Source organism: Streptomyces sp. MMG1533 (genome assembly GCF_001279775.1).
Taxonomy (GTDB): Bacteria; Actinomycetota; Actinomycetes; order Streptomycetales; family Streptomycetaceae; genus Streptomyces.
In genome coordinates this window covers 70,686-84,780 of record NZ_LGDG01000015.1, presented here as the reverse complement: position 1 = coordinate 84,780, position 14,095 = coordinate 70,686, and the positions used below count along the sequence as shown (strand labels likewise).

At 71.8% G+C, this 14,095-nt stretch carries 12 protein-coding genes; 6 read left to right on the top strand and 6 right to left on the bottom strand.

Annotated elements, in window-relative coordinates:
- Positions 1-99: 99 nt before the first annotated feature.
- Complete coding sequence (locus ADK57_RS03890; RefSeq protein ID WP_053747944.1) at positions 100-1,143, bottom strand: 3-isopropylmalate dehydrogenase; 1,044 nt, start codon at positions 1,141-1,143, stop codon at positions 100-102.
- 142 nt (positions 1,144-1,285) lie between these two features.
- Here ADK57_RS03890 and ADK57_RS03885 point away from each other — a divergent pair, with 142 nt between their 5' ends.
- The gene (locus ADK57_RS03885) at positions 1,286-2,839 is read left to right on the top strand and encodes a purple acid phosphatase family protein (RefSeq protein ID WP_053747910.1); all 1,554 of its coding nucleotides are present in this window, start codon (positions 1,286-1,288) and stop codon (positions 2,837-2,839) included.
- A 64-nt stretch (positions 2,840-2,903) separates the two neighbouring features.
- Here the strand turns inward: ADK57_RS03885 and ADK57_RS51925 are convergent, their stop codons facing one another.
- From ADK57_RS51925 to ADK57_RS03870, 4 genes are all read right to left on the bottom strand, one after another.
- Positions 2,904-3,035, bottom strand: coding sequence for a hypothetical protein (locus ADK57_RS51925; RefSeq protein WP_107091473.1), 132 nt, complete (start codon positions 3,033-3,035; stop codon positions 2,904-2,906).
- A 306-nt stretch (positions 3,036-3,341) separates the two neighbouring features.
- The gene (locus ADK57_RS03880) at positions 3,342-4,169 is read right to left on the bottom strand and encodes an alpha/beta fold hydrolase (RefSeq protein ID WP_053747909.1); all 828 of its coding nucleotides are present in this window, start codon (positions 4,167-4,169) and stop codon (positions 3,342-3,344) included.
- A gap of 76 nt (positions 4,170-4,245) precedes the next feature.
- Complete coding sequence (gene pruA, locus ADK57_RS03875) at positions 4,246-5,877, bottom strand: L-glutamate gamma-semialdehyde dehydrogenase (RefSeq protein WP_053747908.1); 1,632 nt, start codon at positions 5,875-5,877, stop codon at positions 4,246-4,248.
- A 36-nt stretch (positions 5,878-5,913) separates the two neighbouring features.
- Entirely contained in the window at positions 5,914-6,840 is a 927-nt protein-coding gene (locus tag ADK57_RS03870; protein WP_053747907.1) for a proline dehydrogenase family protein, read from the bottom strand.
- Positions 6,841-7,003: 163 nt separating this feature from the next.
- On the opposite strand from ADK57_RS03870, the gene ADK57_RS03865 reads away from it, so the two are divergent.
- From ADK57_RS03865 to ADK57_RS03845, 5 genes are all read left to right on the top strand, one after another.
- Positions 7,004-8,221: a helix-turn-helix domain-containing protein gene (locus ADK57_RS03865; protein WP_053747906.1), complete on the top strand. Its 1,218-nt coding sequence runs from the start codon at positions 7,004-7,006 to the stop codon at positions 8,219-8,221.
- A 384-nt stretch (positions 8,222-8,605) separates the two neighbouring features.
- On the top strand, positions 8,606-10,123 hold the full coding sequence (locus tag ADK57_RS03860; RefSeq protein WP_053747905.1) for an ABC transporter substrate-binding protein: 1,518 nt from the start codon (positions 8,606-8,608) through the stop codon (positions 10,121-10,123).
- The gene (locus ADK57_RS03855) at positions 10,120-11,877 is read left to right on the top strand and encodes an ABC transporter permease subunit (RefSeq protein ID WP_234389953.1); all 1,758 of its coding nucleotides are present in this window, start codon (positions 10,120-10,122) and stop codon (positions 11,875-11,877) included. Before ADK57_RS03860 ends, ADK57_RS03855 begins: the two co-directional genes overlap by 4 nt.
- Positions 11,867-12,856 carry an ABC transporter ATP-binding protein gene (locus tag ADK57_RS03850; RefSeq protein WP_053747904.1) on the top strand — a complete coding sequence of 330 codons (990 nt, stop codon included), beginning with the start codon at positions 11,867-11,869 and terminating at the stop codon, positions 12,854-12,856. The genes ADK57_RS03855 and ADK57_RS03850 overlap by 11 nt, the downstream gene beginning before the upstream one ends.
- The gene (locus ADK57_RS03845) at positions 12,843-13,517 is read left to right on the top strand and encodes an ATP-binding cassette domain-containing protein (protein ID WP_053747903.1); all 675 of its coding nucleotides are present in this window, start codon (positions 12,843-12,845) and stop codon (positions 13,515-13,517) included. Before ADK57_RS03850 ends, ADK57_RS03845 begins: the two co-directional genes overlap by 14 nt.
- On the opposite strand, the gene ADK57_RS03840 is transcribed toward ADK57_RS03845, so the two are convergent.
- Positions 13,504-14,094, bottom strand: coding sequence for a TetR/AcrR family transcriptional regulator (locus ADK57_RS03840; protein ID WP_053747902.1), 591 nt, complete (start codon positions 14,092-14,094; stop codon positions 13,504-13,506). The two genes, ADK57_RS03845 and ADK57_RS03840, sit on opposite strands and share 14 nt — an antisense overlap.
- Position 14,095 lies beyond the last annotated feature (1 nt).

Below are 14,095 nucleotides of genomic sequence, written 5' to 3'. Positions count from 1 at the left end.
CGACCCAGGGGATGATGGTGGCACCCGGCGGGGACATACGAAAGCCGCCGGGTACGGAGTGACCCGGCGGCTTCGAAAGAGATCGAGGAGCGCGGCAGGTCAGCCGGCTACTCGTACGGCGAGCGCGTCGCCGATCTCGGAGGTGCTGCGGGCCGGCTTGCCGGTGCGCTCCGCGAGATCGGCGGAGACGGCGTCCTCGATGCGCGCGGCCTCGGCCTCGTAGCCGAGGTGACGCAGCAGGAGGGCGACGGACAGGACCGTGGCGGTGGGGTCGGCCTTGCCCTGACCGGCGATGTCCGGGGCCGAGCCGTGGACGGGCTCGAACATGGACGGGAACTCGCCGGAGGGGTTGATGTTCCCGCTCGCGGCGACGCCGATGCCGCCGGAGACGGCCGCGGCGAGGTCGGTGATGATGTCACCGAAGAGGTTGTCGGTGACGATCACGTCGAAGCGCTCGGGCTGCGTGACCAGGTAGATGGTCGCCGCGTCCACGTGCATGTACTCGGTGGTGACGTCGGGGAACTCCGCGGCGACCTTGTTGAAGATGTCGGTCCACAGGTGACCCGCGAAGGTCAGCACGTTGTTCTTGTGGATCAGCGCGAGCTTCTTGCGCGGGCGGGCCTGGGCACGGGCGAAGGCGTCACGCACCACGCGCTCGACACCGAAGGCCGTGTTGACGGAGACCTCGGTGGCGACCTCGTGCGGCGTGCCCTTGCGGATGGTGCCGCCGTTGCCGGTGTACGGACCCTCGGTGCCCTCGCGGACCACGACGAAGTCGATCTCGGGCTCGCCGGCGAGCGGGGTGGCGACACCCGGCAGGAGCTTCGACGGACGCAGGTTGACGTGGTGGTCGAAAAGGAACCGGAGCTTCAGCAGGAAGCCGCGCTCAAGGACACCGGACGGGACCGACGGGTCACCGATCGCGCCGAGCAGGATGGCGTCGTGCTGCTTGAGGGCCTCGGCGTCCGCGTCGGTGAGGGTCTCACCGGTGGCGTGGTAGCGCTTGGCGCCGAAGTCGAACTCCTTGGTCTCCAGCTTCACATCCTGCGGGAGGACGGCGGAGAGGACCTTCAGGCCTTCGGCCACGACTTCCTGGCCGATGCCGTCACCGGGGATCACTGCGAGATTGAGGCTGCGAGACATGTCGGCACCGTACTCCTGGTCCCACGGGATGACACGGGCCGTCCGCGATTCGGACACCCGCATGGGGGACGGCGTCAGCCCTTCGGTTGCCGTTCACCCGTATGTGGGGCGGGTGTTGGGCTTTGCTGGGAAGTTCACCTTCATGGAGACACCGGACTTCGGCATTCCCCCTCGGCTCGCGCGCCGGATGAGCATGGCGGAACAGCACGAGTACCTGCGGACGAAGCTGTCCCGGCGCCGCACGCTGGTGACCGCGGGCGCGGTGGCGGGCGGGCTGCTGACCGGATGTTCGGGCAGCGGATCGCCGAGTACGACGGCCGCGTCGCCGACGGCGCGTGTCCACGGCTCGGTCGTCACCCCCTTCGGCCGCCACCTCGCCTTCGGCGCCGACCCGAAGACGCAGATGCGGATCTCCTGGCAGGTGCCGCTCACGGTGAAGAGGCCGTACATCCGGATCGGGACCCGTCCCGAGGATCTGGGCCGGAAGATCGAGGCCGAGGTGCGCGACCTGCACACGCCCGGGGTGACGGGCGTGCGGCCGGCGCTCGACCAGTACTACCTGCACGCGGCCCTGGACGGTCTGCGCCCCGGCACGACGTACTACTACGGCGTCGGCCACGAGGGCTTCGACCCGGCAGCCCCCGAGCGCAGGAAGACCATCGGCACCTTCCGCACGGCCCCGGCGAGCCCGGAACGGTTCGTGTTCACCGCGTTCGGCGACCAGGGCGTCAGCAAGGCCGCCGAGGCCAACGACCACGTACTGCTGCGCCAGGACCCCGCCTTCCACCTCCACGCCGGCGACATCTGCTACGCGAACGTCAACGGCCGGGGCGAGAAGTCGGACGGGTACGACCCCGCCTTCTGGGACCTGTTCCTCAAGCAGAACGAGCCGGTCACCAGGTCCGTGCCGTGGATGGTGACGACCGGCAACCACGACATGGAGGCCTGGTACTCGCCGGACGGCTACGGCGGCCAGCTGGCCCGCTGGTCCCTCCCGGCCAGCGGCTTCGACCCGGACAGGGCACCGGGCGTGTACGCGTTCACGTACGGCAACGTTGGCTTCGTGGCGCTGGACGCGAACGACGTGTCGTACGAGATCCCCGCCAACTTCGGCTACACGGACGGGAAGCAGACCGCATGGCTGGACCGGCGGCTGGGTGAGCTGCGGGCGGACGCCTCGGTGGACTTCATCGTCGTCTTCTTCCACCACTGCGCGTACTCGACCTCCTCGCACGCCTCCGACGGCGGGGTCCGCGACGAGTGGCTGCCGCTGTTCGCCGAGCACCAGGTGGACCTGGTGATCAACGGACACAACCATGTCTACGAGCGCACCGATGCCATCAGAAAGGGCGAGGTCGGCAGGCCGGTCCCGATCGGCGGGTCCACGGACCCGACCCGGGACGGGACGGTGTATGTCACCGCGGGCGGTGGCGGCAAGGACCTGTACGGCTTCCCGTCGGGCGTGAAGGAGAGCTACGAGGGGCACGTCACGGACCGCGAGTGGGTCGAGACCTTCCACTGGACCAAGGCGAAGCAGTCCGCGCAGGAGACCGTGGAGTGGTCGCGGGTGCGCTACCGGGGCTTCTCCCTCCTCTCGGTGGAGGCGGAGAGCGGGGCGCGGCCGCGACTGAAGGTGTCCGCGCTGGCGCAGAGCGGGGAGCGCATCGACCATTTCGAGGTGCGGCGCGGCGCTTGAGACCGCGCCGCACCTCGTGCGGGTGCGGCTCCCGGCTTGAATGGGCCCAGCTTGGGGGTACGGCTCAGTGGCCGGTCGAGCCGCCGTTGTCGCGGCGGTCGAGGGCGCGCTGGAGGGCGGCTGCGGCGTTCTTGCGGTCGGACTCGCTCGTACGGGAGATACGACGGACTCGGCGGCGGGCGGTCGTCTCGGCCATGGGAAATCGACTCCTTCGAGTTCCTGGGATGCACAACCTGAGTGCACGAGGGGGGTTGCGAGACGCCGGAAGGGGCGGGGAGCGGTGCCGCAGGGGTTGCCTGCACGGGGCCCGGCTCACGACCGCCATTCGCTTGGTCGAGCGAGACGTTCGGCTCCTACAAAGCTAAGGCAGGAGCGCGCGCCTGTCTCCACAATTACTCGGACTTCCTACTATCTGAGACAGTGCAGTGGCCCACACCGCGCTGAGCTGCGGTTTCGCATGTGCGCGCAGTTCCCTGACGAGTGCCCGTACGGCCGCCGTGGCTCAGAGCACCGCGGCCACCGCCTCCCGGAACCCCTTCGGGTCCTCCACCCACGGCAGGTGCCCGGCCTCCGGCAGCACCACCCGCCGTACCCGCGGCAACGCCCGTTCCAGGGAGTCCACCGCCGAGCGCGGCCGGAGGTCCCGCTCGCCGTCGACGATCAGCACGGGGAGGTCCAGGGCCTGGCAGGCGGCGTACAGCCCGGGGGTGCCCAGGGCCTGTTTCGTCTCGGCGTTCAGGACCCTGTTGCACTCGAAGTCGATGTCGAACCAGGGGTCGGCCATCCGCCCGGCGTGCTCCAGCGCCCGCGCACGGTCCTCGAACTCGATCGACCACTGCAGCACCGCGCGCTCACGGTCCCCGTCCGCCAACTCCCGCCAACGGGCGAGCCGTTCGGGCACCTCCCCCAGCCTGGCGAGGAAGTTCTCCTCGAACGGCCCGCGCCAGGACGACCAGGAGTCGATGCCCGTACCGCTGACGTACACGAGCGCACCGACCCGCTCCGGATGGGCCAGCGCGTAGCTCAGCGCCAGCTGGGCGCCCCAGGAGTGGCCGAGCAGCGCCATCCGGTCGAGCCCGAAGTGCCGTCGTACGGCGTCCAGATCGGCCACGAACCGCGCGGTGGTCCACGGCCCGGCGCACCGCTCCGACCGCCCGCACCCACGCTGGTCCCAGCGGACGACCGTGGCCAGGTCGTCCAGCATGGCGGCCACGTCCTCGAACATGTCCCACAGTCCGGGACCGCCGTGACACAGCACCAGGGGCGTGCCCCGCCCCTGCCGCGCGGCCCACAGCCGTACGCCGTCGTCGGTCGTCACGGTCTGAGTCATGGTGGAGAGTCTGCCCGTTCGGGCAGACGTGAGGGGCCGGGCGACCGCCCGGCCCCTCAAGCGCACCGCCCGAACGTCAGCCCATGTGCGGGTACGTGTAGTCGGTCGGCGGGACGAGCGTCTCCTTGATGGCGCGGGTCAGCGTCCAGCGCATCAGGTTCTGCGGGGCGCCTGCCTTGTCGTTGGTGCCGGAGGCACGGCCGCCGCCGAAGGGCTGCTGGCCGACGACGGCGCCGGTCGACTTGTCGTTGATGTAGAAGTTGCCGGCCGCGTAGCGGAGCTTGTCCATCGTGTACGCCGCCGCCGCACGGTCGGCCGAGACGACCGAGCCGGTCAGCGCGTAGTCGGAGACCGACTCCATCTGGGTCAGCATCTCGTCGTACCTGTCGTCCTCGTAGACGTGCACGGCGAGGATCGGGCCGAAGTACTCGGTGGTGAAGACCTCGTTCTCCGGGTCGGCGCACTCGATGACGGTCGGACGGACGAACCAGCCGGTCGAGTCGTCGTACGAACCGCCCGCGACGATCGCGCAGTCGGAGTCCGACTTCGCCCGGTCGATGGCCGCCTTGTTCTTGGCGAAGGCGCGCTCGTCGATGACAGCGCCGATGAAGTTGGACAGGTCGGTGACGTCACCCATGGTGATGTGGTCGACCTCGGCGGCGAACTCCTCGCGGAAGCCGTTGTTCCAGATCGACGCCGGGATGTACGCCCGGGAGGTCGCGGAACACTTCTGGCCCTGGTACTCGAAGGCACCGCGGGTCAGGGCGGTCTTGAGGATCGCGGGGTCGGCGCTCGGGTGGGCGACGACGAAGTCCTTGCCGCCGGTCTCGCCGACCAGGCGCGGGTAGGAACGGTACTTCTCGATGTTGGCGCCGACCGTCTTCCACAGGTACTGGAAGGTCTTGGTCGAGCCGGTGAAGTGGATGCCGGCGAGGTCGCGGTGGGTCAGGGCTACCTCGGAGACCTCGATGCCGTCACCGGTGACGAGGTTGATGACGCCCTTGGGCAGACCGGCCTCCTCAAGGATCTGCATGAGCAGCACGGCGGCGTGGGTCTGGGTCGGGCTCGGCTTCCAGACGACGACGTTGCCCATGAGAGCCGGGGCCGTCGGCAGGTTGCCCGCGATCGCCGTGAAGTTGAACGGTGTGATCGCGTAGACGAAGCCCTCGAGGGGGCGGTGGTCGAGGCGGTTCCAGACGCCCGGGGAGTTGGCCGGGGGCTGCTCGGCGAGCAGGTCACGGGCGTACTTGACGTTGAAGCGCCAGAAGTCGACCAGCTCGCAGGGGGTGTCGATCTCGGCCTGCTGGGCGGTCTTCGACTGGCCCAGCATGGTCGAGGCGGCGAGCGTCTCGCGCCAGGGGCCGGCCAGCAGCTCGGCGGCGCGCAGGATGATCGCCGCGCGGTCGTCGAAGGACATCGCACGCCAGGCGGGCGCGGCGGCGAGGGCCGCGTCGACGGCGTCCTGGGCGTCCTGCCGGGTGGCGTTGCCGTACGTGCCGAGGACGGCCTTGTGGTTGTGCGGCTGCACGACGTCGAAACGCTCGCCGCCGCCGAGCCGCTTCTCACCGCCGATCGTGCAGGGCAGGTCGACGGGGTTCTCGGCCAGCTCCTTCAGCTTGACCTCCAACCGGGCGCGCTCGGGCGAGCCGGGGGCGTAGCCGTGCACCGGCTCGTTGACGGGGGTGGGGACCTGGGTCACAGCGTCCATGTTTTCCGTAACTCCTTAGTGAGCGGTGTTTCGGGCTCAGCCCTTGGTGAGGATCGAGCGGGCGAAGAAGCGCAGATTGGCCGGCTTCTCCGCCAGGCGCCGCATGAAGTAGCCGTACCAGTCGGTGCCGTAGGCCGTGTAGACACGCATCCGGTGGCCCTCGGCGGCGAGCCGCAGGTGCTCGTCGTTCCTGATGCCGTACAGCATCTGGAACTCGTACTCGTCGAGCTTGCGGCCGGCCTGCCGGGCGAGTTCCTGGGCGATGGAGATGAGGCGCGGGTCGTGGGACCCGATCATCGGGTACCCCTCGCCGTCCATCAGGACCTTCAGGATCCGGACGTACGCCTTGTCGATCTCGTGTTTCTGCTGGTGGGCGACCTCGGCGGGCTCCTTGTACGCCCCCTTCACCAGCCGTACCCGGCTGCCGTTCCCGGCGAGGCGGCGGGCGTCGGCCTCGGTGCGGAAGAGGTAGGCCTGGATGACGCAGCCGGTCTGCGGGAAGTCCACCCGCAGCTCCTCGTGGATGGCGAACATCGAGTCGAGGGTGGTGTGGTCCTCCGCGTCGAGCGTGACGGTCGTCCCGATGGCGGCGGCGGCCTCGACGACGGGCCGGACGTTGGCGAGGGCCAGCTCGTGGCCGCCGGGAAGGGCCTGGCCGAACATCGACAGCTTCACGGACATCTCCGCGCGGGTGCCCAGCTCCAGCTGCTTCAGCCGGTCGACGAGCTCAAGGTAGGCGTCCCGCGCGGCGGTGGCCTGCCCGGGCGTGGTGATGTCCTCGCCGACGACGTCCATCGTCAGCTCCAGCCCCTTGTCGGTGAGCTCCCGGATGATCGGGACGATCTCGCCCACCGTCTCGCCCGGGATGAAGCGGTCGACGACCTGCTTGGTCACCGGGGCCGCCGAGATCAGGCGTCGCATCCGGTCGCTGCGCGACGCGGCGAGAATCACGGGACCCAGCACGGGGCACCTCCACATACCAACCCAGATGAGGCCGTACCCGAATCTTCGGGTACGGCACGGAGAACCACCGTGAAACCTAAGGATCCCTCCGATCGTCTGCCATCGACAGCTGTCACGCATCCGTGCCGCAGATCTCAGACAGATGTATGAAGGGATCGGGGAAATGCGGGAGAATGCCCGGGTGACGGCCGAATACAAGGACCACAACGGCGACTACCAGGAGCTGGTCGACGAGCTCTCGGAGCTCCTCGGCGCCCCGGCGACCCTGGAGAACCGGGACTTCGAGCTGATCGCCTTCGGGGCGTACGACAGCGAGGGCGAGCTGGACGCCTCCGCGCTCGACCCGGTGCGCACCCGCTCGATCCTGACCCGCCGCTCGACGTCCGCGGTCCGGACGTGGTTCGAGGGTTTCGGCATCACCCGGGCGACCGGCCCGGTCCGCATCCCGCCGACCCCGGAGGCGGGCGTCCACCGCGGGCGGGTCTGTCTCCCCGTACGCCATCGGGGCGTCGTCCTCGGTTACGTCTGGCTCCTGGACGACGACCCCGGCCCGACCGAACGACAGCTGACGGCCGCCATGGAGGTGACGACCCGCATCGGCGCGCTGCTCGCGGACGAGGCGCAGCACGGGGCGGACCTCTCGCGGGAGCTCCGGGCGGTCCTCACCGCCGAGCGCGACTGGCAGCACGACATGGCAGTCGCCGAACTCCGCACCGCCCTCGGCCCCCGCGCCGACACCCTCCACACGGTGGTCTGCGTGACCCCATGGCCCTCCGCCGACCCCGACGAGGCCCCTTCGGTCCGTACGGTCCCGGGGGCGACGGCCCTGTGCACGGTGCCCTGGGGGACGACGGCCACAGCTCTCGCCCTCCTCGTACGGCTGAGGTCGGCGGGCGTGCTGACACCGGCGACGTCGGCGGCGGGGCGGTTGCTGGAGCGGGCGCGCGGCGGGCTCGCGGCCGGGGACACGGGGGTGGCCGCCGGCATCGCCGCCGCCCGTGCCGGGCTCGCCGAACTGGGCACCGCCTGGCGGGAGGCCTCGGCCGCCGCCCGCGCGGCCCTCGCGGAACCCCACCTCGGCCCGGTCGCCGAGTGGTCGTCCATCGGCCCGTACCGCCTGCTGACCTCCCTCCCCCCGGAGGCCACCCACGACCCCGCCGTACGTGCCCTGCTCTCCCCCGCCCACCGCGAACTGGCCCGCACCGCCGAGATCTACCTCGACTGCGCGGGCCAGGCCGGCCGCACGGCCGCCGAACTGGGCATCCACCGCCAGACGCTCTACTACCGGCTGTCGCGGGTCGAGCAGCTCACGGGCCTCGACCTGGACGACGGCGAGGACCGGCTGCTGCTCCACATGGCGTTGAAGGGGGCACGGCTGTAGCACCGCGTCAGCATCGTCCTCGGCGAGCGGGTCGGCCGGGCCCGCTGCGCGCTCGCCATCCGCGGCCGCCACGTCCAAAGCGCCACCGCCACCGGCACCTTCGGCCGCGCCACCTGCTCCGGCACCGTGCCCCGCACGGACGCGACCGAGGGCTGACGGCGCGCCCCGAAGCCGGCACCACGACCTGCGCCCGCAGCGGGGGCGGCGGGGCGAGGCAAGGGGCGACCAAGTCCCGGGGCCATGCCCGCACCCGCACCCGCACCCGCACCCGCACCCGCACCCGCACCCGCCACAGGATCGCCTGGGCCGCAATTATTGAAAACGATTGTCATCATGCTACGGTCGGCGCACTCACCTTGACCACCCCTTTACCCGGAGGGTCCCGTGCGCCTGCCCGCTCGCCGCCTGCTCCCCGCCACCGCCCTCACCGCCGCCTCCGCCCTGCTCACCGGCTGCTTCACCGGTGCGGAGTCGGGCGCGGGGAGCGAGGGGGGCGGCAAGCGAATACGTGTCGCGATGATGCAGCCCCCGCGCTCCGGGCTGTCCCCGTTGTCCGACGACGCGTTCAAGCTGTCGCGCTGGTCGACGGCCGAGACACTGGTGAAGCTCGACGAGGACGGCGACGCCGAGCCCGCGCTGTCGACCGGGTGGACACAGTCGGGGAAGAGCTGGAGCTTCACCGTCAGAGACGGGGTCACCTTCCACGACGGTACGGAGCTGACCCCCGAGGATGTCGTCCGCTCGCTCACCGAGGCCGCCGGTGCCTCCCCCAAGCCCCGCATCCTCGACGGCGTCGAGCTGACGGCGAAGGCCGAGGGCGACGACACGGTCGTCGTCACCACCGGCGACGAGGACCCCCTCGTCCCACAGCGGCTCAGCTCCCCCCAGCTGTCGATCCTCTCGGCGAAGGCGTATGCGGGGAAGACCGTCGACCCCGTCGGCGCCGGCACCGGCCCCTTCGAGCTGACCAAGGTCAACGGCACCTCCTCCGCCGCCCTCGACCGCTTCGACGACTACTGGGGCGGCAAGGCCGAGTCCCCGGGAATCGACGTCACGTTCGTGCCGGACGGCACCGCCCGCGCCGCTGCCCTGCGCAGCGGCGAGGCCGACATCGTCGAGGCGGTGCCCGTGTCGCAGGCCGCGCTGCTCGACGAGGACCTGATCACCGAGGTCCCGATGCCGCGCACCAACACGCTGTACCTGAACACCGAGAAGGGCGTCTTCAAGGACGCCTCGCTGCGTGCCGCCGCCCGCGGGGCGATCGACGCCGAGTCGATCGTGAAGGGCGTGTACGAGGGGCGCGCCGACGTCGCCGAGGGGCTGCTGGGGCCCGCGCTGCCATGGGCGGCGGAACTGCGCACGCCGGTGTCCCGCACCGGGGCGGGCGATCCCTCCGGCAAGACCGGCGATCCGTCCGGCAAGACCATCACCATCGGCACCTTCACCGACCGCGCCGAACTCCCCGAGGTCGCGGCCGTCCTCCAGCAGCAGCTCCAGAAGGCCGGCTTCAAGGTGAAGCTGGACGTCCGCGAGTACGCCAACATCGAATCCGACGCGCTGGCGGGCGAGTTCGACGCGTTCATCCTCTCTCGGGCCACGGTCCTCGACTCCGGCGACCCTGCCGCCTACCTCTACAGCGACTTCGCCTCCGACGGCTCCTTCAACATCTCCCGGCTCGCGGACTCCGGGGTGGACAAGGCACTCAGGAAGGCGGGCGGCACCGAGGCCGGCGAAGCCCGCCGCAAGGCCGTCATCGCGGCCGAGGCCGCCGTGCTCGCCACCGACGCGGCCGTGCCGATGCTGCACGAGCGGGTGATCCAGGGCGACGCCGCGGGGGTCACAGGCGCCGCCCACGACCCCCGCGAGCGGGAGCTCGTCACGGCGGACACCCGCGTCAAGTGACCTCACCTGCGAAGGGGTTGGTGAGCCCGGCGGCGCTCACCCGGCTCCTGTGTCTCCTCGCCGTCCTGACAACCGTCGGCCTGTTGCCCTGGCTCTCCGGCAGGGACCCCGCCCTCACGGTCCTGCGGGCCCGCTCCGCCGAGCAGGAGCCCACGAAGGAGGCCCTGGACGCCGTACGACAGGATCTCGGCCTCGACGCGGGTCCCCTTTCCCTGCTGGGGAACTGGGCGTCGGACCTGCTGCGCGGGGACCTCGGCACGTCCTGGGTCTCCGGCACCGACGTCCTGCCGTCCGTCACCTCCGGGCTTCAGGTGTCGCTCGGGCTGATGGGCGCGGCCTTCGCGGTCGCGGTGCTGCTGGCGTGCGCGCTGGCCGGGCCCGTGCTGGTGCGGGGGCGCGGGTCGGCGGGGGCGTGGGCCGCGATGGCGGCGGCGCTGCCTGAGTTCCTGCTGGCCACCGTCGCGTTGCTGGTGTGCGGGGTGTGGCTGGGGTGGCTGCCGACGTCCGGCTGGCAGGGCCCGCAGTACATGGTGCTGCCCGCGCTCGCCCTCGGCGTCCCGGCGGGCGGTCTGCTGGGCCGGCTGGTCGCGGACGCGCTGCCCGCCGTGCTGGACGAGCGGTGGGTGGAGCTGTGGCGGGGCGCCGGAGTCGGTCGGCGCGGCATCTCGGCGGCCGCGCTCAAGCGCGTACTGCCGCCGCTGGTACCGCAGTTCGGGATGGTGGCCGTGGGGCTGACCGGTGGCGCGGTCGCCGTCGAGACCGTGTTCGCGGTGCCCGGCATCGGCCGTACGGCGCTCGGCGCGGCCAAGTCCCAGGACCTGCCGCTGCTCCAGGGCGCGGTTCTCTCGCTGCTACTGCTCGGACTGGTGGCGGGCGCGGCAGCGGCTCTCGTACGGCGTCGGCTGCTGGGCCCGGCCCTGCGCGACGCCGGGTTGTCACTGCCGCCGGTGCGGCCGGTCCGTACCCACCCGGCGATCCCGTTGACGCTGCTCACCGTGCTGACCGTGACCATCGGCCAGGGACTGCTGCGCGACCCGTACAGCGTGGACACGACCGCCCGCCTGGCCGCGCCCTCCTGGGCGCACCCGCTCGGCACCGACGGCCTCGGCCGGGACGTGCTCGCCCGGCTCGGGCACGGCGCGGCCCCGACGGTCGGCACGGCAGCGGCCGTATGCCTGCTGAGCCTGCTGGTCGCACTGGCGCTCGGCTTCCTGCCCGGTGTCGCGGCCGGCGCGGCGGACATCGCGAACGCCCTGCCCCCGGTGATCGTCGGCATCCTCGTCGCCGCGGCGGCCGGACCCGGCACCGGCGGGGCGGCCCTCGCGGTCGCGCTGATCTCCTGGCCGCCACTGGCCTCGCACGCGGCGGCGCTGGTCCAGGAGGTCCGGGCGTCCTCCTTCCTCGTCGCCCAACGGGCCATCGGGGCAACCCCGTTGTGGATCCTCACCCGGCACGTCCTCCCGTCGGTGGCCGCGCCCGTCGCCCGGCACGCCCTCCTCCGGCTGCCCGGCATCGCCCTCGCCCTGGCCTCCCTCGGCTTCCTGGGCCTCGGCGCGCAGCCGCCCGCCCCCGAGTGGGGTCTGCTCCTGGACGAGTCCCGCGCCTACGTGGAACGCGCCCCGTGGGCGGCCCTCGCCCCGGCGGTGGCACTGGCCCTGCTCGCCGGTCTGGCGGTGTCGGGAGCGGCGTACGCACAGGGCCGTCGTCGGACAGCACCGCGTGTCACCAAGAAGGAGGCCCCCGTTGGAGTCTGAGGCGCTGCTCTCGGTACGCGATCTCCGTATCGCCTTCGACGGCATCGAGGCGGTCCGCGGCCTGTCGTTCGACGTCCGCCCGCGCGAAGTCCTCGCCGTGGTGGGCGAGTCCGGCGCGGGCAAGTCCCTCACCGCTCGCGCTCTGCTGGGCATGCTGCCGCCGGGTGCGACAACGAGCGGGAGCATACGACTGCTCGGCGAGAGCGGGACCGACCTCGCCGCCCAGCGCGGCCGCCGCATCGCCCTCGTCCCGCAGGACGCCCTCTCCGCACTCTCCCCCGTGCACCGGGTGGGCGACCAACTCGCCGCCGCCGTACGGTCGGTGGCCCGCGTCTCCCGCACAAAGGCCCGGGCCCGTGCGGTCGCGGCGCTCGACCGCGTCGGCATCCCGGACGCCGTGCGCAAGGCCCGCGCCTACCCGCACGAGTTCTCCGGCGGCATGCGGCAACGGGCGGTCATCGCGATGGCGACGATCAACGAACCCGACGTCCTCGTCGCCGACGAACCGACCACCGCGCTGGACGAGGAACGCCGGGACCGGGTCCTGCGCGTCCTCGGCGAACAGCGCGAGGCGGTCGGGGCGGCGCTCGTCCTGGTCACCCACGATCTGGACGTCGTACGACAGCACGCGGACCGCGCGTTGGTGATGTACGCCGGGCGCCTGACCGAACTCGGCCCGGCGCAGGAGGTGTTGACCCGCCCGTCGGCCCCCTATACGGCAGGCCTGCTGGCGTCCCTCCCCCAGTCGGTCCCCGCCGGCTCCCGCCTGCCCGCCCTTCCCGGCACACCACCCGCCCCGGGCACGCTCTTGCCGGGCTGCGCCTTCGCCCCGCGTTGCCCGCTCGCGGCGGACATCTGCCGCCACGAGGAGCCGGAGCCCCGCCCGGTGGACGAACGGCTGGTCGCCTGCCACCGGTGGGCCGACGTCCCGCACCCCGCCGTCGAGTTGTTCTCGGAGAAGCCGCATGTCTCTTCTTGACGTCCGCGACCTGGTCGTCCGCCACGGCTCGGTGACGGCGGTGGACCACGTCTCCTTCGCGCTGCGCGCGGGAGAGACCCTCGCCCTCAACGGCCCCTCCGGCTGCGGCAAGACCTCCACCGCCCTGGCCGTGCTCCGGCTGCGCCGCCCGGACGGCGGCGAAGTCCGCTTCGAAGGCCGGGAGTTGACCATCCTCACCGAACGCGAACTGCGCCCCCTGCGCCCGCGCATGCAGCCCGTCTTCCAGGATCCGTACGGCTCCCTCAGCCCCCGCCACCGCATCCGCGACGCGGTCGCGGAACCGCTGAAGGTGCAGGGCCGCTGGAGCGCGGAAGGCGGCCCCGCCCGCGTGGCCGAACTCCTCGACCGGGTCGGCCTCGACCCCTCGTACGGCGACCGCCGCCCGCACGAGCTGTCCGGCGGCCAGTGCCAGCGCGCCGGCATCGCCCGCGCGCTCGCCTCCGAGCCGCGCCTGCTGGTCCTCGACGAACCGGTGTCGGCCCTGGACCCGTCCGTGCGGGCGGGCGTCCTGAACCTGCTCGCCGATCTCCAGGACGAGCTGGGGCTCGGGTATCTGTTCATCTGTCACGACCGGGCGGTCGTACGGCACTTCGCGGACCGGGTGCTTCAGATGCGGGACGGGCGGGTCAGCGGTTCTTGATGCCCGCGGCCAGCCGCCGTAGGCCCTCCGTGAGCTGCTCGGCGGAGGTCGCCGTGTCCGGGTCGAAGACCCACTGCACCATGAGCCCCTGGAGGAGGGTCTGGTAGAGGCGGCCCTCGGTGTCGATGGTGTCCCTGCTCTGCTCCTCCTCCGGAATGCCGTTGAACAGGGGCAGCAGCCCCGACATGCCCTGGTCCTGCGCCGCGGCGAGCATCCGGCGCACCTCCGGCAGCCGGTCGCCCTGGAGGATCAGCTCGAAGCTCAGCAGCCAGATCGCCGGTGACTCGGCCACCGCGTTGATGATGTTCGCCCACACCTCCTGGAAGCGCTCGAGCGAGCCGGGGGGCGTCGACATCGCGGCCTCCCCCTCCCCGCCGGGCTCGAAGCGGTGTCCCGTGGCCTCGACCAGGGAGACATACGCCTGCACCAGCAGCGCGTCCTTCGAGCCGTAGTGGTAGCCGATGGACGCCAGGTTCGTCCCCGACTCCTTCACGATGTCGCGTGCCGTCGTGCGCGCGAAGCCCTTCTGCAGGAGGCAGCGCTTGGCGCCTTCGAGCAGATCCTCACGATGTCCCATG

What these genes read in the sequence shown, in the direction of transcription:
- pruA (WP_053747908.1), bottom strand. Translation starts at nt 5,877, where the DNA reads ATGGACGCTGTGACCCAGGTCCCCACCCCCGTCAACGAGCCGGTGCAC.
- ADK57_RS03865 (WP_053747906.1), top strand. Translation starts at nt 7,004, where the DNA reads ATGCGGGAGAATGCCCGGGTGACGGCCGAATACAAGGACCACAACGGC.
- ADK57_RS03845 (WP_053747903.1), top strand. Translation starts at nt 12,843, where the DNA reads ATGTCTCTTCTTGACGTCCGCGACCTGGTCGTCCGCCACGGCTCGGTG.
- ADK57_RS03890 (WP_053747944.1), bottom strand. Translation starts at nt 1,143, where the DNA reads ATGTCTCGCAGCCTCAATCTCGCAGTGATCCCCGGTGACGGCATCGGC.
- ADK57_RS03880 (WP_053747909.1), bottom strand. Translation starts at nt 4,169, where the DNA reads ATGACTCAGACCGTGACGACCGACGACGGCGTACGGCTGTGGGCCGCG.
- ADK57_RS51925 (WP_107091473.1), bottom strand. Translation starts at nt 3,035, where the DNA reads ATGGCCGAGACGACCGCCCGCCGCCGAGTCCGTCGTATCTCCCGTACG.
- ADK57_RS03885 (WP_053747910.1), top strand. Translation starts at nt 1,286, where the DNA reads ATGGAGACACCGGACTTCGGCATTCCCCCTCGGCTCGCGCGCCGGATG.
- ADK57_RS03840 (WP_053747902.1), bottom strand. Translation starts at nt 14,094, where the DNA reads ATGGGACATCGTGAGGATCTGCTCGAAGGCGCCAAGCGCTGCCTCCTG.